17 protein-coding genes and 1 riboswitch are annotated in these 19,869 nt (G+C 74.1%); of the genes, 10 read left to right on the plus strand and 7 right to left on the minus strand.

Translation table 11 applies throughout. From position 1 onward, the window contains the following. Nucleotides 1-308 precede the first annotated feature (308 nt). Entirely contained in the window at nt 309-1,052 is a 744-nt protein-coding gene (locus DEP02_RS18625; RefSeq protein ID WP_112468823.1) for an SOS response-associated peptidase, read from the minus strand. Nucleotides 1,053-1,195: 143 nt separating this feature from the next. Beyond that, nucleotides 1,196-1,356: riboswitch (cyclic di-AMP (ydaO/yuaA leader) on the plus strand. 8 nt (nt 1,357-1,364) lie between these two features. Between DEP02_RS18625 and DEP02_RS34850 the strand changes: the two genes are divergently transcribed. Then, nucleotides 1,365-2,792: a C40 family peptidase gene (locus DEP02_RS34850; protein WP_232839177.1), complete on the plus strand. Its 1,428-nt coding sequence runs from the start codon at nt 1,365-1,367 to the stop codon at nt 2,790-2,792. Between the two features lie 757 nt (nt 2,793-3,549). On the opposite strand, the gene DEP02_RS18635 is transcribed toward DEP02_RS34850, so the two are convergent. Together DEP02_RS18635 and DEP02_RS18645 are read right to left on the minus strand one after the other, a co-directional pair. After that, the gene (locus DEP02_RS18635) at nt 3,550-4,539 is read right to left on the minus strand and encodes a hypothetical protein (protein WP_232839178.1); all 990 of its coding nucleotides are present in this window, start codon (nt 4,537-4,539) and stop codon (nt 3,550-3,552) included. 104 nt (nt 4,540-4,643) lie between these two features. Continuing rightward, complete coding sequence (locus tag DEP02_RS18645) at nt 4,644-5,846, minus strand: PP2C family protein-serine/threonine phosphatase (protein WP_112468856.1); 1,203 nt, start codon at nt 5,844-5,846, stop codon at nt 4,644-4,646. 256 nt (nt 5,847-6,102) lie between these two features. Between DEP02_RS18645 and DEP02_RS18650 the strand changes: the two genes are divergently transcribed. Further along, on the plus strand, nt 6,103-6,252 hold the full coding sequence (locus DEP02_RS18650) for a hypothetical protein (protein WP_232839179.1): 150 nt from the start codon (nt 6,103-6,105) through the stop codon (nt 6,250-6,252). Between the two features lie 22 nt (nt 6,253-6,274). Here DEP02_RS18650 and DEP02_RS18655 read toward each other — a convergent pair whose 3' ends face one another. Both DEP02_RS18655 and DEP02_RS18660 read right to left on the minus strand, forming a co-directional pair. Further along, nucleotides 6,275-7,840 (minus strand): N,N-dimethylformamidase beta subunit family domain-containing protein, encoded by a 1,566-nt coding sequence (locus DEP02_RS18655; RefSeq protein WP_232839180.1) that lies wholly within the window; start codon nt 7,838-7,840, stop codon nt 6,275-6,277. A 180-nt stretch (nt 7,841-8,020) separates the two neighbouring features. After that, nucleotides 8,021-8,584, minus strand: a complete 564-nt coding sequence (locus DEP02_RS18660; protein ID WP_112468829.1) for a hemerythrin domain-containing protein — start codon at nt 8,582-8,584, stop codon at nt 8,021-8,023. Between the two features lie 892 nt (nt 8,585-9,476). On the opposite strand from DEP02_RS18660, the gene DEP02_RS18665 reads away from it, so the two are divergent. Beyond that, nucleotides 9,477-10,010 (plus strand): DoxX family membrane protein, encoded by a 534-nt coding sequence (locus DEP02_RS18665; RefSeq protein ID WP_112468831.1) that lies wholly within the window; start codon nt 9,477-9,479, stop codon nt 10,008-10,010. A gap of 94 nt (nt 10,011-10,104) precedes the next feature. Then, a complete protein-coding gene (locus DEP02_RS18670; RefSeq protein ID WP_112468832.1) occupies nt 10,105-10,641 on the plus strand; it encodes a hypothetical protein in 537 nt (178 codons plus the stop codon). Between the two features lie 126 nt (nt 10,642-10,767). Here the strand turns inward: DEP02_RS18670 and DEP02_RS18675 are convergent, their stop codons facing one another. Next, nucleotides 10,768-10,941: a CsbD family protein gene (locus tag DEP02_RS18675; RefSeq protein ID WP_112468833.1), complete on the minus strand. Its 174-nt coding sequence runs from the start codon at nt 10,939-10,941 to the stop codon at nt 10,768-10,770. 149 nt (nt 10,942-11,090) lie between these two features. Here DEP02_RS18675 and DEP02_RS18680 point away from each other — a divergent pair, with 149 nt between their 5' ends. Further along, a complete protein-coding gene (locus tag DEP02_RS18680; RefSeq protein ID WP_112468834.1) occupies nt 11,091-12,704 on the plus strand; it encodes a right-handed parallel beta-helix repeat-containing protein in 1,614 nt (537 codons plus the stop codon). 93 nt (nt 12,705-12,797) lie between these two features. Here the strand turns inward: DEP02_RS18680 and DEP02_RS18685 are convergent, their stop codons facing one another. Beyond that, nucleotides 12,798-14,297 carry an MFS transporter gene (locus DEP02_RS18685; RefSeq protein ID WP_438947776.1) on the minus strand — a complete coding sequence of 500 codons (1,500 nt, stop codon included), beginning with the start codon at nt 14,295-14,297 and terminating at the stop codon, nt 12,798-12,800. Between the two features lie 221 nt (nt 14,298-14,518). Between DEP02_RS18685 and DEP02_RS18690 the strand changes: the two genes are divergently transcribed. From DEP02_RS18690 to DEP02_RS18710, 5 genes are all read left to right on the plus strand, one after another. After that, nucleotides 14,519-14,974 (plus strand): ATP-binding protein, encoded by a 456-nt coding sequence (locus DEP02_RS18690; RefSeq protein WP_112468835.1) that lies wholly within the window; start codon nt 14,519-14,521, stop codon nt 14,972-14,974. A gap of 173 nt (nt 14,975-15,147) precedes the next feature. After that, on the plus strand, nt 15,148-15,990 hold the full coding sequence (locus tag DEP02_RS18695) for an MBL fold metallo-hydrolase (protein WP_112468836.1): 843 nt from the start codon (nt 15,148-15,150) through the stop codon (nt 15,988-15,990). A gap of 139 nt (nt 15,991-16,129) precedes the next feature. After that, complete coding sequence (locus DEP02_RS18700) at nt 16,130-17,404, plus strand: polysaccharide pyruvyl transferase family protein (protein ID WP_112468837.1); 1,275 nt, start codon at nt 16,130-16,132, stop codon at nt 17,402-17,404. After that, nucleotides 17,404-18,855, plus strand: a complete 1,452-nt coding sequence (locus DEP02_RS18705; protein WP_112468838.1) for an FAD-dependent oxidoreductase — start codon at nt 17,404-17,406, stop codon at nt 18,853-18,855. Before DEP02_RS18700 ends, DEP02_RS18705 begins: the two co-directional genes overlap by 1 nt. A gap of 153 nt (nt 18,856-19,008) precedes the next feature. Continuing rightward, on the plus strand, nt 19,009-19,854 hold the full coding sequence (locus tag DEP02_RS18710) for an RNA polymerase sigma factor SigF (RefSeq protein WP_112468839.1): 846 nt from the start codon (nt 19,009-19,011) through the stop codon (nt 19,852-19,854). Nucleotides 19,855-19,869 lie beyond the last annotated feature (15 nt).

A 19,869-nucleotide genomic window follows, 5' to 3' on the forward strand; every position in this document is an offset into this window, starting at 1 on the left:
GGTGCGCCGGGCGGCTGCCCAGCACCACGCCGCCCGTCCGGCGCCTGCGGCCCCGCCCGGGCGCCGGACCGCCCGCTTCCGCCACCGCGCCTCCCGTTTCCGGCCGGCCGTCACGTCGGGACCGTCGCCTCGCCGACTGTGACAGTCGTGTCCAGAGCACGGTAAGGGCTGGTGGGGCGGGGGCACGGGTGCGGTTCGCCCGGTCGGGCGGTCGTCGGTGGCATCGGGGGGAACGGGTGCCCGTCCGGCGTACGGCGGTCCGGCGTACGGCGCTGCGCGAGGCCGGGTGTCCGTGGGGGGCCGGCCTGTCACGGCGGGGTCTCCTCCAGCAGGGCGGGGCCGTTGTTGCGTACGTTGTTGACGGCCGGGGAGACGGGCCGGGCGCCGAGGTGCCCGTCCGCCGGGGGGCTCAGCAGTTCCCGCAGCTCGTCGGGGTCCTGGTGACGGGGGTCGAGCCAGGCGTCGTAGTCGTCCGGGGTGAGGGCGAGCGGCATGCGGGGGTGGACGCGGCCGGCGGCGTCGGTGGCCTCGGTGGTGATGATGGTGCAGGTCGTCAGCCGGGCGGCGGGGTCGTCGTCCCGCTCCACCTCCGGGTCGCGCCAGTACTCGTACAGTCCGGCGAACGCCATCAGCCGGCCGTCCTCGGGGCTGATGAAGTACGGCTGCTTGCGGGTCCTGCCGGTTGTTCCGGACGTGACCTGCTGCCATTCGTAGAAGCCGTCGGCGGGCAGCAGGCAGCGGCGTTTGGCGAAGGCGCGGCGGAAGGCGGGCTTCTCGTGCACGGTCTCGGCCCGTGCGTTGATCAGCCGGGCGCCGATCCGCGTGTCCTTCGCCCAGGACGGGACCAGTCCCCAGCGCAGGGGGCGCAGCTCCCTGCGCACGGGGGCGGCCTCACCGTTCTCTCGCGGGGCGCGTTCCAGCACGGCCCACACCCTGTTGGTCGGGGCGACGTTCCAGCTGGGCTCCAGCGCCTCCTCCGGGCACCACTCGGTGGCCCCGAAGTGCTGGACCAGGCCCTCGGGGCTGCGGGTGGAGACGTAACGACCACACATGGGGCCTCATCCGGGGAAGGTCACATTTACGTATCGGACATACCGCACTTCAATCTTCACATGAGGCACACACGTTCGCTAAGTTGACGTCCAGGCCGCGCGATTGCCTCCGGCGAGCCCCGTCGGATCGTGCGGCCTCCGCCGAGTCCGGTACGCCCCCGTGGCATCCGGCGCCGGGGACCCGACCGACATTGGGGTGAATCGGCTCAACTGTCCCTCCGGACAGGGGTCGTAGGGCACGCCTTCCGTAGAACGTCCGCCCGGACCCGGCAGCTGACTCGGCAGGCGGCCCATGGAAGGAGTGCGTCCTCCTTGGCGCCGGAACGACCGAGCGACGACAGGCCCAGCCCCGCTGAGGTGCAGCGGCGGATCAGCAGCCTCTACGACCAGGCGGAGAACGCCACGGGGAACTTCAACGCCACCCGTGCGATGAGCAGGAGCGGGCGTGCGCGGGGCAGTTCCCGGGGGACCGATCCGGCCCTCGACCGGGTGGCCGGGCAGTGGTTCGACGCGGCGCGCGCCCAGTTGGGCCCGATCGCTCCGGCGGTCCTGCCGCCCGACCGTGTGCCGAGCCGGGACAACTCCCGTACGGGGACACCGAACAGGCGTCCGGAGGACGTTCTGGAGGAACTGGGGCTGAAGGGCAGGCCGCCCCGGCTGGAGCTGACCGCCGGCCCGGCGCAGGCCGGGCCGGCACCCGCGCTCCCGGCCGGCTCCACGGCCGCCGTACCGGCTCCGCCCGTACCGGAGTTGCCCTCGGCGGCACCTGCCACCGCGTCGTCCGCCGTTCCCGTCGCGGAGCTGACCACCCGGTCCATGGAACCCCCGCCCACCAGCGCCGTGGAACCCCAGCCCACCGGCACCATGAACACCCTGACCACCCGGTCCATGCAGCCCCCGCCCACCACCGCCGCGGACCCGACCACCGGCACCATGAACGCACTCACCAACCGGCCCATGGAACCCCCGCCCACCGGCACCATGAGCACGCTCAGCACCGGAACCACGGAGTTCCAGCCCACCGGGCCGGTCGAGCCGTCGGCCGTCGGTGCCGTGGGGCCGGCTTTCGGGTCCGTGGGGACGCGGCCGCAGGCGTCCGGCACGCCGCGTGCCTCGGTGGCCGGCCGCCGGCAGCCGGTGCGGAGGTCGTCCAAGGGCCAGTCGCAGGCCAAGGTCACCCGGGCCCGCGAACTGCTGTCCCGGCACGCCCCTCAGCAGGAAGCGGCGCAGTGGCAGCAGCACTCCACCGGGCTGTTCGACACCACCCCGCCCCTGGACGGGAACTCGCTCTTCGACGCCAGCCAGGCCGTCGGCCAGGCAGCGGCCGTGGACAGCTCCGCCGCCTCCCCCGGCGTCGCCGGGACACCGGCGTCGTCCTACGGGAGGAAGGCCGCCAAGGCGCTCGAGTTCGCCCGCGCGCAGATCGGCAGGCCGTGCGTCTGGGGGGCGACCGGGCCGGACTCGTACGACTGCTCGAGCCTCACCCAGGCCGCCTGGCGGGCCGCCGGGGTGGCGCTCCCCCGCGCGGCCTTCGAGCAGGCCGTCTCCGGCACACCGGTCGAGCTCGCCGACCTCCGGCCCGGGGACCTGGTCTTCTTCTACAGCGAGGTCAACCACGTCGGCCTCTGCTCCGGCAACGGCACGATGGTCCACGCCCCGAGCCCGGGGGCGTCGATACGCGAGGAGTCGATCTTCTTCGCCGGCCCGCAGGCCATCCACAGCGCGATACGGCCCGCCTGAGCCGTACCCGCCCCCTGCCGGGCAGCTTGTCGCATGAGCGGAGACCTCCGTTCGAGGGGTGTCCTCACCTGATGCGGTGAGGCACCCGAGCGCGACGGGTACGCCGGAGGCGTGCGCGCCGTTTGCTCCGGCATGGACAGCTCTTCTCGGGCCGTGGAACCGGCCGGCGGGCCCTGCGACCACCCGTCCCCCATTCCCCCGCACCGCCTGCGGCCGGGCACACTCGAACACGCGCCCGGTACACCTCTGCTGCGGACGTGGGGCGTCGGGGCCGGCGAGGTGCCGCGGGGAGCGTCGGCCGGGGCGCGGCCCAGGGTGCCCGCGGTGCCCGTGCCCCGTGGGCTCCCGGGCCTGTGACAGTGGCATCACGATGGTGGGCGTGGGCGTTGACCGGGCCCGGGCATGCCGTTGGGCGCGGTGCGGAAGCGTGGGAGGACAGCGGCTGCCCCTGGTGCCGCTCGCTGCTCGGCCCGGTCCGCGGCCTCTCCGCACCGGACGCCACGCACGGCGACGACCGCCCCCTGGCTCCGCGGCGGCGCCCGGCCGGCCCGGGGGAACGCGCGCCTGTTCATGGTGCCCCTGGCAGCACTCACCGTGGTGGCCGCGCTCATGACGGCACCGGCCCGACGCCGGGGTGCGCCCGCCCCGTCGCAGCCACGCCCGTCGGCCCGCGGTCACCGGCCGTCCCCGCGGCAGAACGGACACCACCGCGGTCGTCCCCCGGCCGTGTGGGCCCCCGGGGCGTACCCGTATGCGGTCAGGCCCCGAATCCGATGTGCACGTGGTCGTGGTGGGTGGCGTCGCTGAAGAACTGGTCCGGGGTGCTGCCACCGGACGGGAGGACGGGGCCGCCGACGTTGTAGGAGCCGGCCGCCGCCGCGTCCCGCATGAAGCGTTCGACGAGGGGGCGGGGCGTGGCCGGGTCGACGACCGCGTGGCCGTCGATCTGCCACACGTCGAAGGCGCGCCCGCGCGGATGGTCGCTGGGGCGGCTGGTGCCGAACACGTCCAGTGGGTGTCCGGAGCGGACCACACTGACGTACATCCGGTACGTCCCCGCCAGGCGCAGCATCGCGGTGAGCACACCGGCGTGGACCTGGCCGCTGTTCAGGTCGGCCCGCGCCGCGGGCGGCAGCACGATCCGGGCGTCGTCCAGCACCCGGCGCACGCCGGCCGGCGGCGGGGACAGCGGCGCGCCGGGGTGGGCCGGGTGCAGGGCGGTGACGGTCCATCCGGTGCCGGACCGCGCGAGCCGTACGTCGACCGTCGTCCCGCCCGCGTGGACGGCACCGCCGTGCCGGGTCCACTGCCGGCACACCACGAGCACGCTCGCCGAGTCGGCGAGGAACCCGCCGTACTGGGCGTCCACCACCTGCAGCGCCGCCTCGTCGGCGGACGGCAGCAGCGGTCCGGCCCGGGCCACGAGGGCGGCCGGCAGGTGCAGCGCGGTCACTCTGGCCCTCGCCGCGGACGCGCCGCCCCTGCCGCCGGGCCAGGCGCCGATCGCCTCGACGAGTTCGACGGCACGCCGTTTCACCTCGGGGTGGACCTCCGCGGACGTGGGGCGCCAGGGGGTGGTGCGGGGAAGGGCGCCTGCCGTGCCCGACGCGGACGCGCCGGAGGCGGTCGGCTCCGGCCCGGGCACGGCGCTCGTGCAGCCCGCCGCCCCCAGCAGAAACCCCGCCGTGCCCAGCAGTACGGCCCGGCGCCCGACCGGGTGCGCCGCGGACTCGGGGCCATGGGTCATGCCGTCCAGTGTCCGCCTCGCGTACGGCGGCTGCCCGGCGGGCGGGGTGGCCGGTTCCCGTCGGCGGCGCGAGCGCCGGGAGGGGAGGAGCCCGGCCGTGCTGGTCAGGGCCGGGGGCGCAGGCGGGCCGTGATCACGGCGATGCCGTCGTCCGGTCCACCGAGAGCCGCGACCAGGATCTCGTCCAGGAGTCCGCCGACGTCCTGGCCGGGCCGTACCCGCAGGGCGGCCAGGCGGCCGAGCGAGGTGTCGATGTCCTCCCCGCGCCGCTCGACCAGCCCGTAGGTGAACATCACCAGTGTGTCGTCCGGCGCGAGGGACAGGCCGGCCGCCCGATAGGCGCTGCCGCCGGTGCCGAGGGGAGGACCCACGGGCAGCGCGGCCGGGGCGGCGGTGCCGTCGCCGTGGACGACGACCGGGGGCAGGTGTCCCGCGCCGGCGAGCAGGGCCGTGCCGTGCGCCGGGTCCAGCAGGGCCAGCAGACAGGTCGCCGGGCGGCGGCCGCTCTCCGTGGACATCGTGGCGTCCAGCCGGCGCAGGATGCCGTGCGGCGCGAGGTCGGTGGAGGCGAGGTACCGCAGCAGGACGCGGTAGGCGTTCATGTCGACCGCCGCGTCCAGGCCGTGCCCCATGACGTCGCCGACGGCCAGCAGGGTGCGGCCGGAGTGCAGGCGTACCGTCTCGCACCACTGGCCGCCCACCGGCCCGGACGGGTGACGGACGGCCAGGTCCACGTCGGAGTGGGAGCGTCCGGGGCCGGCGGGCAGCACCTTCCGCAGGTCCCACACCCCGGGGCCGGCCTCCCGCTGGTCCTCCGCATGCCGCAGGTGGGCGGCGGTCAGCCGGGCCGCGTAGTGGACGGCCGCCGTCTCGTCGTCGTCGAAGGGACGGCCGGTGCGCAGGGCGAGGACGACTCCGTGGACCCGGTCCCGGGTCAGCAGCGGCACCGAGAGGGTGACCAGGCCCCCGCCTCTGCCGGGTGTGCGGGAGGCGGTGATGGGGTGGCCCGCGTCCAGGGCGCGTACGGAGACGTTCCCGCGCGGGCCCTTCTCCAGGCTGTCGAGGAGGTCGCGCCGGCCGGCCGCGGCGACCGGCCGCAGGGACTCGCCCGGCTCGCGGTGGCCCTCCTGCGAGCCGTAGAGGTCGACGGTCGCGAAGTCGCACAGATCCTCGACCAGGAACGCGGCGAGTCCGGCCGCCGTCCTGCGGTCGTCGAGGGTCGTACCGATCACGGAGAGCGCCCGCTCCGCCCGTACGAAGCGGTTCGCGGCAGCGCTCCCGGGGCCCGGCACCAGGTCGCCGTCCACGACCACCCCCTTTCCGCCGCCGCGCCGTCCTCGTTCATCCCAGCACTGCGCGAGGGCGTCGGCGGGTAGCGACCCGCGGTGGCGGGCGGGACCGGAGCGGATTCCTGCCGAGGTGCGGGGCGGTGCGCGGCGCGGGGGTGCGGTGCGGCCCCTCACGGGCTTCACGAAGCCCTGCCGTCATGGCCGACAACCCCCTGGCCATGACCGGACGTTGACGAGAAGTGAGGGCAGTGCGGCAGGGACCGAGGGACCCGCGGTGCCCGAGCGGCTGCTGATCACCCGCACCACGGCCGGCGACGGCACCCGTGTCGTGGTCCTCGTGGGAGGGGTCGACCTCAGCGGCGTGACCTTCGTGGACACGCTCATACCGTGCTACGCCGACCTCGATGCGGCCCTCACCGCCTGACGCACCGCGTGAACCGGCCGGGTCAGGCCGTCCCGTACACCTGCCGGGTGTTGGGGCGAGGCGCCGGCCGGTGGCGGGCGGCGGGACCCTCGGCGAAGGCGCGCAGCAGGTTCTCGGTGGTCCGGGTGACGAAGGCACGGGTGCGGGCGTCCATGCCGTGGTCGCGGCCCCCTTCCGGGGTGCCGGCCTTCAGCGCCTCCACCCAGCGCATGGTGCCGGTGGCGAAGACGCCCGCCCCGCTGGGCACCGTGTAGTACGCCGAGTCGCTGTGGCTGCGGTTGCCCGCGCACACCAGCGGCGAGTGCGCGGTGATCTCCAGCGGTTCGGGGGCGGGCGCGCCCTGGGTGACCCGGTCGTACTCCACTCCGACCAGGTGGTCGAAGCTCTCGCCGGGGCGGACGCCCGTGCCCTCGTACAGCCAGTGGTCCGCCGCGTGCACGACGTGGGGCGCGTCCACCGGGTAGCCCTCGTAGAGCACTCCGGTGAGGGACGACTCGGGGTCGGCGGCCGGGTCCTGCCGGAAGTCGGTGGTGACCAGGGCCGGGCGGGAGGGGTAGCAGGGGTCGCTCTCGTAGGAGGACTTGTAGCAGACGACGGTACGCGCGGCCCCCGCCTCTCCCCCTTCCAGGCGAATCCGGCGGTAACAGGTGTTGGCGCCGAGGAAGGCCACGTTGGTGCCCGCGTCCCGGGCCGCGGTGACGTGCTCGCGCTGCTGGGGCGTCCAGTACTCGTCGTGGCCCAGGCAGATCAGCGCGGTGGCGCCGTGCAGCACCCCGGGGTCGTGGTGCAGGTCGGTGCCGGTGGTGTACGCCAGGGGGATGCCCAGGCGTTCGGCGAGGACCACGGCCGCCCACTCGTACACCAGGAACTTCTCGGCGCCGTTCACGTCGTAGGGCCGGTCGAAGCCGACGGCGAGGGAGCGGGTGTCGTACGCGCCGGAGGCGCCGTTGTAGAGGCTGGAGCCGCCCCACCGGTTGTACGCCTGCCAGGTGGCCGGGGCGTGCAGGAGTACGGTGCGGCCGGCGCCGTGCGTGGAGCGCACGATCAGCGGGACGTAGCGCTGGTGGCCGTGGCCGGCGTCGAGGCGTATCAGGTAGGCGCCTTCGGGCCAGCCCTCGGTGCCGAGGGTGAGGGTGCGGGGCCAGTCCGCGCGGACGGTACGGGTCGCGGACAGCGTCCGGGCGGCCGGCTGCGCGCGCCCGCGCACCGGCTCGGAGCGCCAGACCAGCCGGGCGCCCTTCCCGCCGTACCAGCCGGCGCGGTAGACGGAGACGCGGAAGGAGGATGCCGTGGTCGACACGTGCAGGCCGCACTCCTGGCCCGGGGTGACACTCACCCGGTCGGTGTAGCCGGCCACCGCGTCCGGCGGGCCGGAGGAGCCGATCCGCCAGTCGCGGGCGCCGGGCCGGTCCCGCTCCGCCTCCGGGCGGTGGCTGTCCGCGGCGCGGGGCGGCCGGCCTGCGTTCGTGTGGGTACAGGCGGCGGCCGCGCCGAGGCCGGCGCAGGCGCACAGGCCGAGGAAACTCCTGCGGCCCGGCCCGTGTCCCCGGCTCTCCCCCGTGCGCTTACGTGACTCGTGCGGGCTCACATGGCCTCCCTGGGCGTGGACCGGCCCTTCCCGCGGGGGATTACGAAGGCAGCGGCTGCGGCGGTGGGCCGCACGGGCGGCGGACACCGGGCGTGACGGCCGCCGGCACGGCTGCGGGGCCGTGGGACCCCGACGGTCCCGACGGCCCCGCGAGAGGGGTGTTCCGCGTGCGGCCGGCCCTCAGCCGGTCTTGCCGCGGCCGGACAGCGCGTCCCGGATCCGGTCGACCATTCCGGCGCCGGGCGCGAGGAGCTTCTGCGCGACCGGCGAGTCCGGTGTGGAGGGATGCGGCCTGGTCGGTGCGGTCTTCTTCGCCGTACGCACCTTCTCGCCGAGCCGGTCGAGCTCCTCCTTGTCGGCGGTCCGCTGCAGCTGGGGGAAGAGGTTCTGCTCCTCGTCGGTGACGTGCTCGCGGATCTCCCGCATCAGACGGCCCATGAGCTGGTCGAACCGCGGGTCGTCCGCCCCGCAGCCCTCCAGGTCCTTCATGGTCCGCTCCGCCTCCGAGTGGTCCTGGAGCTCCTTGTCGGCGATCGAGTCGCCGTCCTGCAGGTACTGGCGCACCGCCGGGTACAGGTGCATCTCCTCGGCCACGGAGTGGCGGACCAGTTCGATGGTGGCCTGGTCGGCCAGGTCCTTGCGCCGCTTGTCCCCCGGCGGGAGGGCCTCGATCTGCGCGAAGATCTCTTCCACCTCGCGGTGGTCGGTGGTCAGTTCCTGGATGACGTCTCCGCCGTGTCCCATGGCAGGGCTCCTTGCTGTCGGAAGGTGGTGGTCGTACCGGTGGACCGCCCGCCGGGTTCCCGCGTCGGACGGCGGCACACCGCCGAGTGCGAGGGCGTGTTCGGCGGATGCCGTGCACCCGCGCCTCCTGTGTAGCGAGCGGCGCCGCGCGGGGTGGTGAATTGGGCCGCCCATCGGCGCGTCAGCCCGTCCGCCTGGGGCGGCCGGCCCGGTGCGCCGGGTGCCGGGAAGAGCGGGGCCCGGGTGCTCGTACCGCCCGGTCGACGCCGACCACGCGCGCGGGCCCCCCGGCGTCCGGTCCGCCACAGTGCGCCGGATCGACCGACCGGCTCTGGAGCCCTGCGCCGCGAGGCGGAGGGCGGGCATTCCCCACCGCCGTGGGCCGACGCGCCGCCGGTCCCGGCCCGTGCCGGGATCCCGCCGGCCACGCGCACGGGACGAGACGTGCGGAGTCCGGTCCGGCGCGGCCGGGCGTGGACTGCCGGCGTACGCCGCGGATCACGGCCGTGGGCTGGTGCGGTGCCGGTTCCGGTGGGTGCCGGGTGCTCGGCGGGTGTCGGCGGCCGTGCAGCGGGGCGGCGTCAAGACCGTTCGTCCTTGCCCCGGTCCGGGGCTGCGGGTGCTCCGTCTTGCCCCTGGCTCCCTGGCCGGAGGCTGCCCAAAACCGGTCCGGAGGGCCGAAGGAAAGGGATCTGAGCTGAACAAACAACACTTGCCCCACCCCTCCTTCAGGAATGACCGGAGGCCGCCACCGCGTAACGCCGGGTTCCCGCCATCGGCTCGGGGTTTCCCACCCGGTCGTCGGTATACGGGACGCGCGGTACGTGGTTGCATTCGTCGGGCACGGGAACCCGGGCGAACGCCGCACCTACCTTCACCCCCGGAGAGAGCCATGAGTCTGCTGCGCGTGGTCGGTCGTCCCCTGCTCGCCTCCATGTTCGTCGCCGGAGGCATCGAGTCCGTCCGCAACCCCGAAGCGGTGACCCCGCTCGCCGAGCCCGTCGTACGGCAGATCAGGGAGCGCGTGCCGGTGCTGCCGGAGCGCACCGAACAGTGCGTGCGGCTCAGCGGCGGCGTCCAGGTCGCCGCGGGTGTGCTGCTCGGTCTGGGACGCTTCCCCCGGCTGTCCGCCCTGGCCCTCGCCGCCACCCTGGTGCCCACCACCCTGGCCGGCCACCGGTTCTGGGAGGCGGAGGACGATGCCGGGCGCACCCAGCAGCAGATCCACTTCCTGAAGAACCTGTCCATGCTGGGCGGTCTGCTGATCGCGGCCGACGACACCGGCGCCGCGCCCTCCCTGCTGTGGCGCGGCCGTCACGCGGGCCACGAACTGCAGCGCGACGCCCGTCTGGTACGCCGTTCCATCCAGGCCACGGCCCGTCCGGCCGCCGCGGTCGGCGGCATGCGCGCCAAGCTGTCGGCCTGACCGGAGGTGACCGGGCGACCGGCCCGGCGGCCCGGGCCTCCGGCTCGCCCCGCCGCCCCGCCCGGCCGCGCGCCGTCGACGAGGAGGACACGCGATGCACCATCACGCCCGCTCCCGGACACGCCTGCCGGTGTTCACCGCACGGTCCGGTCACGACCTGCTCGGGATCTACCTCAACGACCATCTGGCCGGCTCGACCGTGGGCACGGAGCGGTCCCGCCACCTCGCCACGGCCTGCCGGGGCTCCGAGATCGGCGACGTGGTGGCCCCGCTCGCGGCCGAGATCGCCGAGGACCGCCGGAGCCTGGTGAGGATCATGCGCCGGCTGGACATACCGGTACGGCGCTACAAGGTGTACGCCGGACGCCTCGGCGAGCGCGCCGGGCGGCTGAAGAGCAACGGCGCACTGGTACGGCGCTCCCCGCTCAGTTCCCTGCTGGAGCTGGAGCTGCTCCAGCTCGGCGTGCAGGGCAAGGCGTGCGCGTGGGAGGCGCTCCGCGAGCTCGCCGACCGCGACGCGCGCCTGGACCCGCGGCAACTCGACGACCTGCTCGAACGGGCCCGGCGGCAGCTGCGCATCCTCGAGGGCCTGCGCGAGCTGCAGGCGGGGCAGACCTTCTCGCACCGATGATCCGGCTCCCGCCGATGGTCTCGAAGACACCGGGAAGACACCGGCGGGACCCCCGCTCGTCGAGCGGGGGTCCCGCCGAGGCTCTTCGCGGTCCGGTCCGCGCCGGCCGGGAAGCTCCCGCGGTTGTCAGTCCTTGAAGGTGTCCTTGGTCTTCTCCTTGGCCTGACGGGCGTCGCCCTTGGCCTTCTCGGCCTGTCCCTCGGCCGTCATGCTCTCGTTGCCCAGGGTGCGGCCGACCGTCTCCTTGGCCTTGCCCTTCATCTGTTCCTTCTTGGCCTTGGCCTTCTCGTCACGAGCCACTGTCGCTCACTCCAAGCCGGAATCGACGTCGGTGTCCGGTCCTCCGGGTGCTCGGTGGGGCGGTGGTCAAACCTCGCTCCGCGGCCTTCGGTGCCGCGCAGCGCCCGGTGGGTACCCGGGGCGGGCAGCCACCCGAAGGGAGCGTCGCCATGTCCGTACCGTTGACCGTCGACGCCCGCGAGCAGGGTCTGAACGGTGACGGGACCACCAACGACCAGCCGGCGTTCCAGCGTGTGGTGGACACGTTGGGTGCGGCATGTGCCGCGGACGGCCGCCCGCGTGTCCTGTACGTCCCCGCCGGGCGGTACCTGATGCTCGACGAGCCCACCGTCTGGCGCAGTGGCGTCTCCCTGGTGGGGGCGGGGCGCGGCGCCACCTGCTTCGCGCTGCGCAACCCCGGCAACCGTACGACGCCCGTACCGCTGGCCTGGTTCACCGCCGCCCAGCACGGCGCCGGCCGGGACAACCACCTCGCGGACATCACCTTCGCCCACTTCGAGATCGACGGTTCGGGCGTGACGACCGAGGAGTACGATCCGCTGGCCAAGGGCCTCGGCCTGCAGTACGTGCTGCGCGGCCGCTTCACCGACCTGTACGTCCACGACACGGCCGCCACAGGCTTCGGCTGCGACTTCCTGCAGGACACGGTGGTGGAGGGGGTGCTGGCCCAGCGGTGCGGGCGGCAGGACAGCGGCGAGCAGATGGGCGGCGCGGGCATCGGGATCGGCGTGGGCGGCTGGGGCCGGGTCGAGCGGCTGGCGGTGACCGCGTGCACCGCGATCGGCAACGGGACCAACGGCATCTTCGTGGAGCTGCAGAACGAGGAGTGGCCGCAGCCCCGCGGCATCCGTATCACCGCCTGCCACACCGAGGACAACCGCTTCGGCGTCTCCGACTGGGGCGCGGACGGGCTGCTGGTCGGCTCCTCGACCATGCTGGGCAACCACCAGGCCGGGTTCGACGTGTCCTCCCAGGGCACCTCGGGCATCGGCGGCCGGGGCGGCATCGTCACCGGCTGTGTGATCGACGGCAACGTCCGCGACGGGGTCGGGCTGGGCAACACCCCGGGGCCGTACGCCTTCCGCTCCAACCGCATCAGCAACAACGGACGGTACGGCTACTGGGAGCACAACCTGGCCGGCGGGGACGAGGAACCGACCGGGGACGTCGTGCTGCAGGCCAACGACATCCGGGACAACGCCCTGGACGGCATCCGTGTCGATGCGCCGATGAGGGACACCGCGCTCCTGGACAACCGGATCCTCGGCAACGGCCGCCGCACCGCCGGGGCCGTGGAGGGCGGCGGTGACGGCGTGTCCTTCTCCGCTCTCTCGCTGACCGACGACAAGGCCGACTGGCCCGCGGACGGGCATCGCGGCAAGGAGGTGTCGGTGGGCGGGCAGACGGCCGTGGTCGCCTTCAACACCTCCACCGGGCTCGCCCTGGTGCCGGTGCGGCCCGGCGCGGACACCGCCTGGCCGGACGGCGTGCCCGAGACGGGCTCCGCCTACCGGCTGCCCGCCGCTCCCGGGCTGCGCGCCGGGCTGACGGTCGGGGCCTCCATGACACGGCCGCAGATGCACGGCAACCGGATCGGGGACGGTGAGCGGGCCGGGGCCCAGACCCACGGCATGCGGATCACCCGGGACGGCGAGTGGTCCGGCGGCCACGTCTCCGACAACGACCTGAGCGGCAACGCCTGCGCGGCCACCCGCTTCGACACCCCGCCCGCCGGGGGGCGGTGGCGCGACAACGACGAGTGACGTCATCCGGCGGGCCAGAGCGCCCGTCGACGGCCACGGCGGCCGGCACCGCCAGGACCGGGCCGACGGACAGGGGCCACGCGGCCGGGTCCGTCAGCCGTGGCCCGCCCCGCAGTGTTCGGTGCGGACCTGACGCGTAACGCCCCGGCCGCGGTGCCGGTCACGGCGCCAGTCGAGGAGCGCGACCGTCAGGGCCGCCAGCATGGCCACGAGGGCGGAGGCGACGGAGAGGGCCACGGCGGTGCGGTAGTTCCTGCCGTCCGCCGCGAGCACCGTGTAGAAGAGGCCCGGCAGGGCCGCCGTTCCCACCGCGCCGCCCAGACGCTGGCCGGTCTGCAGGGCGCCGCCCGCGGCCCCGGCCATCCGCACCGGTACATCGCGCAGCGTCATCGTCACGTTCGGGGAGATGACGCAGCCGCTGCCCAGGCCGCCCACGAACAGCGCGGGCGCGGCGAGCCAGACCAGCGTGCCCGGCGGTGCCGTACGCAGGATCAGTGTCGTGGCGGTCAGCCCGCCCAGGACCGTCACCAGCCCCCAGACGGTCAGCAGCCGCCCGAACCGTTCCACCAGCCGGCCCGCGACCAACGCGGCGGCGGCCGAGCCGATCGCGAACGGCGTCACCGCGAGACCGGACCGCAGTGGCTCGTAGCCGAGGCCGTTCTGGAAGAAGAGCGCGAACACCAGCCATATTCCGCTGAACCCGACGAAGTACAGCGCGCCCAGGGACGCGCCCGGGGCATAGCCGCGGATACCGGTCAGCAGCCGCGGATCCAGCAGTGGCTGTCCCTGGCGCATCGCGACCCGCCGCTCCCAGCGGGCGAAGGCGACCAGGAGTGCCACGCCCACCAGGAACAGCCACCACAGCCGGCGCACTCCCCCGCTCTCGGCGAACACCAGGGGCAGCATCAGGGCCAGTACGCCGACGCCGAGCAGGGCCACGCCCGGCAGGTCGAGCCGTTCCCGGCGGCCGGGCGCCACCCGCGGCAGCAGCCGGATGCCCAGCAGCAGCGCGATCGCCCCGACCGGCACATTGACGTAGAAGATCCAGCGCCATCCCTGGCTGCCGTGCGCCAGCGCCAGGATCAGGCCGCCGGTGACCGGGCCCACCGCACTGGAGATGCCGACCGTGGCGCCGAACAGGCCGAAGGCCCGGCCGCGTTCGGCGCCGCGGAACATCTGCTGGATCAGCGCCGAGTTCTGCGGGGCGAGGCAGCCCGCGCAGGCGCCCTGCGCGATCCGGGCCACGACCAGCCAGGCGACCGTGGGCGCGGCGCCCGCCACGGCGCTGCACAGCACGAAGCCGGCCAGGGCCCACAGGAAGATCCTGCGCCGTCCCACGGCATCGCCCAGCCGGCCCGCCGGCACCAGGACGAGGGCGAACGCCAGGGCGTACCCGGACACCACCCACTGCACGGAGGCCGCCGAGGCGTTCAGCTCCCGCTGCATCGACGGCAGTGCCACGGCCACGATCGTCACATCGAGCAGGCTCATGAACCCGGTGGCCAGCGTCACCCACAGAGCCTTCCAGCGCCTGGGGTCCGGCGTTCCCGCCGGACCGCCGGTGTGTCCGCCTGCCCGCGCATCCCTGTTCACGAGGGCTCCTCCCGGTCTCCGCCGGAGCACGCGACGCCCCGGCACCACACCATCACCACCTTGCGCGGTGCCCGCCGGGCCGTACAGTGCCCGTCGACGCGAACGAGGGGATGAAACGCGTGGGGTCCCACGGGTCTTCCCGGCTTCAGCCGCGAAACGCTGGGTAGTCGTAGCCACGGCAGAGAGAACAAACCGTCACCAGCAGCACAAACGGTACTCCTATGATCATCCCGCTGAGGAAGCAGGCGCCGGATGAGCGGGAACGGAAGCGGCCCGCTGCCGCGCTGCGCTACGGCGCCACCTGGGTCCCCGGTGCCGCCCGCACAGCCGACGCGCGGCGCGCCGTGCACGCCTTCCTCGTCCGCGCGGCAAGAACCGCCCACACCCGTGTCACCGCACGTGCCGAACAGGACGCCCAGCTCGTCGTGAGCGAGCTGGTCACCAACGCCGTACGGCACGCGCCGGGCCCCTGCGGCCTGATGCTGGAGCTGTCCGCCGACAGGGCCCGGCTGGACATCACCGTCTGGGACACCTCGCCCACGCTCCCGCTGCTCCACGAGCGCGACGGCACGCGCGTGGGCGGGCACGGGCTGTACCTGGTGCACGCCTGCAGCCGCGCGCTGACGGCCACGGCCGGGCCCGGCGGCAAGCAGATCACCGCCGAAGTCGCCCTGTAGCCAGCACAGTCCGCACAGTCCGCGCGGTCCGCGCAGTCCCTCGAGCCGGTGGAGTCCGTACGGTCCGTGACGCGTATGGGCGTTCCCGCAAGGGGGTACTCCGGGTGGGTCCGGACAGCACCGTTCCCGCGAGACCACACAGACGGGCCCCGTCCCGTCGGGCAAGGACCACCATGGCTGCCATCGACGACGACGCCATCGACCTGCACTTCATCGGCAACGCGACGGTCCTGCTGCGCTACGGCGGCCTGACCCTGCTGACGGACCCCAACTTCCTGCACCGCGGCGAGCACGCCCACCTGGGGTACGGGCTGATGAGCCGCCGCCTCACCGAGCCGGCCCTGGACCCCGGGCAGCTGCCGCGCCTGGACGCCGTGGTCCTCTCCCACCTGCACGGCGACCACTGGGACCGCAGGGCGCGGCAGCATCTGGACCGCTCGGTGCCGATCGTCACCACACCGCACGCGGCCCGCCGTCTGCGCACCTGGCAGGGGTTCCGGCGGGCCGGGGGCCTGCGCACCTGGGAGACCTGCACCTTCCAGCGGGGCGACGCACAGGTCCGGGTGACCTCCCTGCCCGGCCGGCACTCCCTGCAGCCCGTGCTGCGCCTCCTGCTGCCGCCGGTGATGGGCAGCATGCTGGAGTTCGGCCCCCGCGACGGAGCGGTACGGCTGCGGCTGTACATATCCGGCGACACGCTCCTGTTCGACGACCTGGAGGAGATCGCCCTCCGCTTCCCCGGCGCCGACCTGGCGGTGCTGCACCTGGGCGGCACCACCCTGCCGGGCGGTTTCGTGGTCACCATGGACGGCGCGCAGGGCGCCGAACTCGCCCGCCGTCTCGACTACCGGAACATCCTGCCGGTGCACTACGACGACTACACCGTCTTCCGCTCCCCGCTCGACGACTTCCTGGACGAGGCGCGCAGGCTCGGCCTGCAGGAGCGGCTGGTGCACTGCCGGCGCGGGCAGCACGCGCGCGTGGTGGGCCACGGAGAACGGCCCATGGTCGGCTGACTCCCTCCGACCGGACAGGCAGCGGCTGCCGGACGGCCGCGGAGGTGTTTTCCTCGTGGGGTGGAGGCAACTCGGCCCGCACACCGGCGGAAGGAGCGTCTCCCAGCCATCCCCCTGCTCCACGGAACGGGAGTTCCGGATGACATCACAGCACCGGCCACCCCGCGCGCGTGGTCTGCGCATCGGCCTGCTGGGCTCCTACGGCGGCTTCAACATCGGCGACGAAGCCATCCTGCAGTGCGTCCTCGGCTGCCTGCGGTCCCATCGGCCGCAGGCCCAGCTGGTCGTCTTCAGCCGCGACGCCGGGCACACCCGCGACCACCAGCGGGCGGCGGACGAGGTGGTGGGCTGGGAGGGCGTGCCGCAGAAGCAGGTCACCGATGTGCTCTCCGGCCTGGATCTGCTGGTGCTGGGCGGGGGCGGCATCCTCTACGACGGCGAGGCGCGCCGCTATCTGAAACTGGTGCACGCGGCCCAGCTCCGGGGCGTCCGCACGTTCGCCTACGCGGTCGGCGCCGGCCCGCTGCGCGAGGCCGACGACCGGGAGGCCGTACGGACCGTGCTGGCGGCCATGGACGAGGTGGTGGTCCGCGACGAGGAGTCGCGCCTGGTCCTGGAGGAGGTCGGGGTGGAGCGGGACCTCGTCGTCACCGCCGACCCGGCGCTGCTGCTGCCGCCGGAGCCGTTCACCGCCGAGATGATGCGGCAGGAGGGCGTGCCGGCCCACGCCCGGCTGGTGGGCATGTCGGTGCGCGAGCCCGGCCGGGCGGCGGAGAACCTGGACGAGGGCGACTACCACGCCCTGCTCGCCGACGTCGCGGACTTCCTGGTGCGCCGCCTGGACTCCCACGTGGTCTTCATGCCGATGGAACGCCACGACGTCCGCCACGCCCACGCCGTGCTGTCCCGGATGACCGCGCCGGACCGGGGCCGGATCCTGCACAGCGCCTACACCCCCGGGCAGGTGCTGGGCCTGATGAGCCACCTGGACCTGGTGGTCGGCATGCGGCTGCACTTCCTGATCTTCGCGGCCGTCTCCGGGCTGCCCGTGCTGCCGCTGCCGTACGCCGGGAAGGTCTTCGACTTCGCCCGCCGGCTGGGCGCCCCGGCGCTGGTGGGCGTGGCCCGCGAGCAGGTCGGTCTCATGCTGGCCGAAGTGGACCGGCTGTGGGACGAGTTCCCGCAGCGCCGGGTGGACCTGGGTGCCCGCGTCCGTACCCTCAAGGAGCTCGCCGGGGAGACCTGCGCGCGGTGCGGGGCCCTGCTGGACGCGATGGACCGCGCCGACGACACGGCAGGAGCGACCGGCCTGCACCTGCTGAGTCCCGGTCCCGGGCACGGCGTGGGCGTCGGGGGCGACGAGGTGCCCGAGGACGGCGTGGTGCGCAGCCGCAGCGCCGGCCGGGAGGTGTGATGCCGATCCTGCCCCGTCCCGAACAGCCGCGGACCGTGACGCTCCCCCCGCGTCCGGCCCAGCACGCGGGGCGTACGAATGTGCTGGTGGTGGGCGGCGGGCCCGCGGGGACCGCGGCCGCGTACGCCGCCGCCGACGCCGGTGCCGACGTGGTCCTGGTCGAGCGGTACGCCTTCCTCGGCGGCAACGCCACCGTCGCGCTGGTGATGCCGCTGATGTCGTTCCACAACGAGCACAGGCAGGCGGTGTTCACCGAGGACGGCGGAGGGGACCGGCTGCTGCCCACCGACCACGGTGAGGGAGAGCCCGTGGTGGCCGGGTTCCTGTGGCGGCTGCTGGAGCGGCTCACCGCGTGCGGAGGCTGCGTCCCGCCGTCCCCGGACACCGGCTACACCGTGCCGTTCGACCCGGAGCTGTTCAAACTCGTCCTGCTGGACCTGCTCGACGAGGCCGGGGTGCGTCTGCTGTTCCACTCCTTCGCCTCGGGCGCGCTGCCCCTGGAGGACGGCTGGCGGGTGGTGTTCGAGACCAAGTCGGGCCCGGTGGTGATCGACGCGGACGTCGTGGTGGACGGCACCGGCGACGGGGACGTGGCCGCCGCGTGCGGGGCCCCCTTCGAGGTGGGGCGCCGGGAGGACGGGCGGGTGCAGCCGATGACGCTGATGTTCCGGGTGGCCGACTTCGCCGCTCCCCGCTTCGCCGAGTACGTCCGGGCCCACCCCGACCAGTGGCGCGGCGTCCACGGGCTGTGGGACCTCGTCCAGGAGGCCACCGAGGCGGGAGAACTGCGGATGCCGCGCGAGGACATCCTCTTCTTCGGCACCCCGCACCCGCGGGAGCTCTCCGTCAACAGCACCCGCGTCACCGGAGCGCTCGGCATCGACGTGTGGGATCTGAGCCGTGCCGAATGGACCGCCCGCCGCCAGCTGGACCGGATCGACCACTTCCTGCGTTCGCGCGTACCCGGCTTCGAGGAGGCGTACGCGGTGCAGAGCGGCGTCCAGATCGGGGTGCGCGAGACCCGCCGCGTCATGGGGGACTACCGGCTGACCGGCTACGACGTCCTCGACGCCCGCGCCTTCCCGGATGTCGTCGCGCACGGCGCCTACCCGATCGACATCCACAACCCGGAGGGCAGCGGAACCGTGATCAGGCGCGTCCCCCGGGGCCGCTACTACGACATCCCGCTGCGCTGCCTGCTGCCCCAGGACACCGAGCGGCTGCTCGTCGCCGGCCGCTGCATCTCCGGATCGCATGTGGCGCACTCCTCGTACCGGGTCATGCCCATCGCGATGGCCACCGGGCAGGCGGCGGGCGTCTGCGCCGCGCTGGCCACCCGGACGGGCCGTCTGCCCCGGGAGGTGCCGTACGCCCTCGTCCAGCAGGAGCTGTTGCGCCAGGGCGCCCGCCTGCGCGTCCAGGAGGACATCGAGGCGCCCCGCCCCGTGTAGCCGTACGACTCGCGCGCCGGCGCCGGAGGCGAAAAAATGTGTGTGAGGTTTCAGCACGGGGGTACACGCCCCGGCATCCGCTTGATCACGGCTCTTGATCACGACAGCGGTCGCGTACGGAAGAGGCCCCGGCTGAGAGGGAGGTGCCGCACGATGGCGGTGACCACAGAGGTGAAGGCGACCCGGGCGGGCACTCGGCTGCCGGAGGTGGCCGATCCCTCCCAGGTCGCGCCCACCGACGCGCGGGCCCTGTCACGGCTGTTCTTCGACCGGCTGGCCACGCTCGAGGAGGGCACGCCGGAGCACCAGTACGCGCGCAACACGCTGATCGAGATGAACATGTCCCTGGTCCGCTACGCGGCCGGCCGCTTCCGCAGCCGGGGTCCGCAGGAGATGGAGGACATCGTCCAGGTCGGCATGATCGGGCTGATCAAGGCGATCGACCGGTTCGAGCTGGCCCGCGAGGTGGAGTTCACGTCCTTCGCCGTGCCCTACATCGTCGGCGAGATCAAACGTTTCTTCCGCGACACCTCGTGGGCCGTGCACGTCCCGCGGCGGCTGCAGGAGGCCCGGGTCGAGCTGGCCAGGGCCACCGAGGAGCTCGGCAGCCGGCTGGGCCGCAAGCCCACGACCAAGGAGCTCGCGGAGCTGATGAACCTGCCCGAGCAGGAGGTCGTCGACGCGATGGTGGCCTCCAACGGCTACACCTCCGCCTCCCTGGACGCCGCGGTCGGCGGCAGCGAGGAAGGCGAGAGTGTCCTGGCCGACTTCATCGGCGCCGAGGACACCGGCATGGAACTCGTGGAGGACGTGCACAGCCTGGCCCCGCTGCTCGCGGAGCTCGACGAGCGGGACCGGCAGATCATCCACATGCGGTTCGTCGAGGAGCTCACCCAGGCACAGATCGGCGAGCGCCTCGGCATCTCCCAGATGCACGTGTCCCGGCTGCTCAACCGGCTGCTGGCCCGGCTGCGGCAGGGGCTGCTGACCACCCGCTGACAGCGGGGCCACGAC

The organism is Streptomyces triticisoli (assembly GCF_003270085.1).
Taxonomy (GTDB): Bacteria; Actinomycetota; Actinomycetes; order Streptomycetales; family Streptomycetaceae; genus Streptomyces; species Streptomyces triticisoli.

What these genes read in the sequence shown, in the direction of transcription:
- DEP02_RS18710 (WP_112468839.1), top strand. Translation starts at nt 19,009, where the DNA reads ATGGCGGTGACCACAGAGGTGAAGGCGACCCGGGCGGGCACTCGGCTG.
- DEP02_RS18695 (WP_112468836.1), top strand. Translation starts at nt 15,148, where the DNA reads ATGGCTGCCATCGACGACGACGCCATCGACCTGCACTTCATCGGCAAC.
- DEP02_RS18700 (WP_112468837.1), top strand. Translation starts at nt 16,130, where the DNA reads ATGACATCACAGCACCGGCCACCCCGCGCGCGTGGTCTGCGCATCGGC.
- DEP02_RS18665 (WP_112468831.1), top strand. Translation starts at nt 9,477, where the DNA reads ATGAGTCTGCTGCGCGTGGTCGGTCGTCCCCTGCTCGCCTCCATGTTC.
- DEP02_RS18690 (WP_112468835.1), top strand. Translation starts at nt 14,519, where the DNA reads ATGATCATCCCGCTGAGGAAGCAGGCGCCGGATGAGCGGGAACGGAAG.
- DEP02_RS18705 (WP_112468838.1), top strand. Translation starts at nt 17,404, where the DNA reads ATGCCGATCCTGCCCCGTCCCGAACAGCCGCGGACCGTGACGCTCCCC.
- DEP02_RS18660 (WP_112468829.1), bottom strand. Translation starts at nt 8,584, where the DNA reads ATGGGACACGGCGGAGACGTCATCCAGGAACTGACCACCGACCACCGC.
- DEP02_RS18680 (WP_112468834.1), top strand. Translation starts at nt 11,091, where the DNA reads ATGTCCGTACCGTTGACCGTCGACGCCCGCGAGCAGGGTCTGAACGGT.
- DEP02_RS18635 (WP_232839178.1), bottom strand. Translation starts at nt 4,539, where the DNA reads ATGACCCATGGCCCCGAGTCCGCGGCGCACCCGGTCGGGCGCCGGGCC.
- DEP02_RS18625 (WP_112468823.1), bottom strand. Translation starts at nt 1,052, where the DNA reads ATGTGTGGTCGTTACGTCTCCACCCGCAGCCCCGAGGGCCTGGTCCAG.
- DEP02_RS18670 (WP_112468832.1), top strand. Translation starts at nt 10,105, where the DNA reads ATGCACCATCACGCCCGCTCCCGGACACGCCTGCCGGTGTTCACCGCA.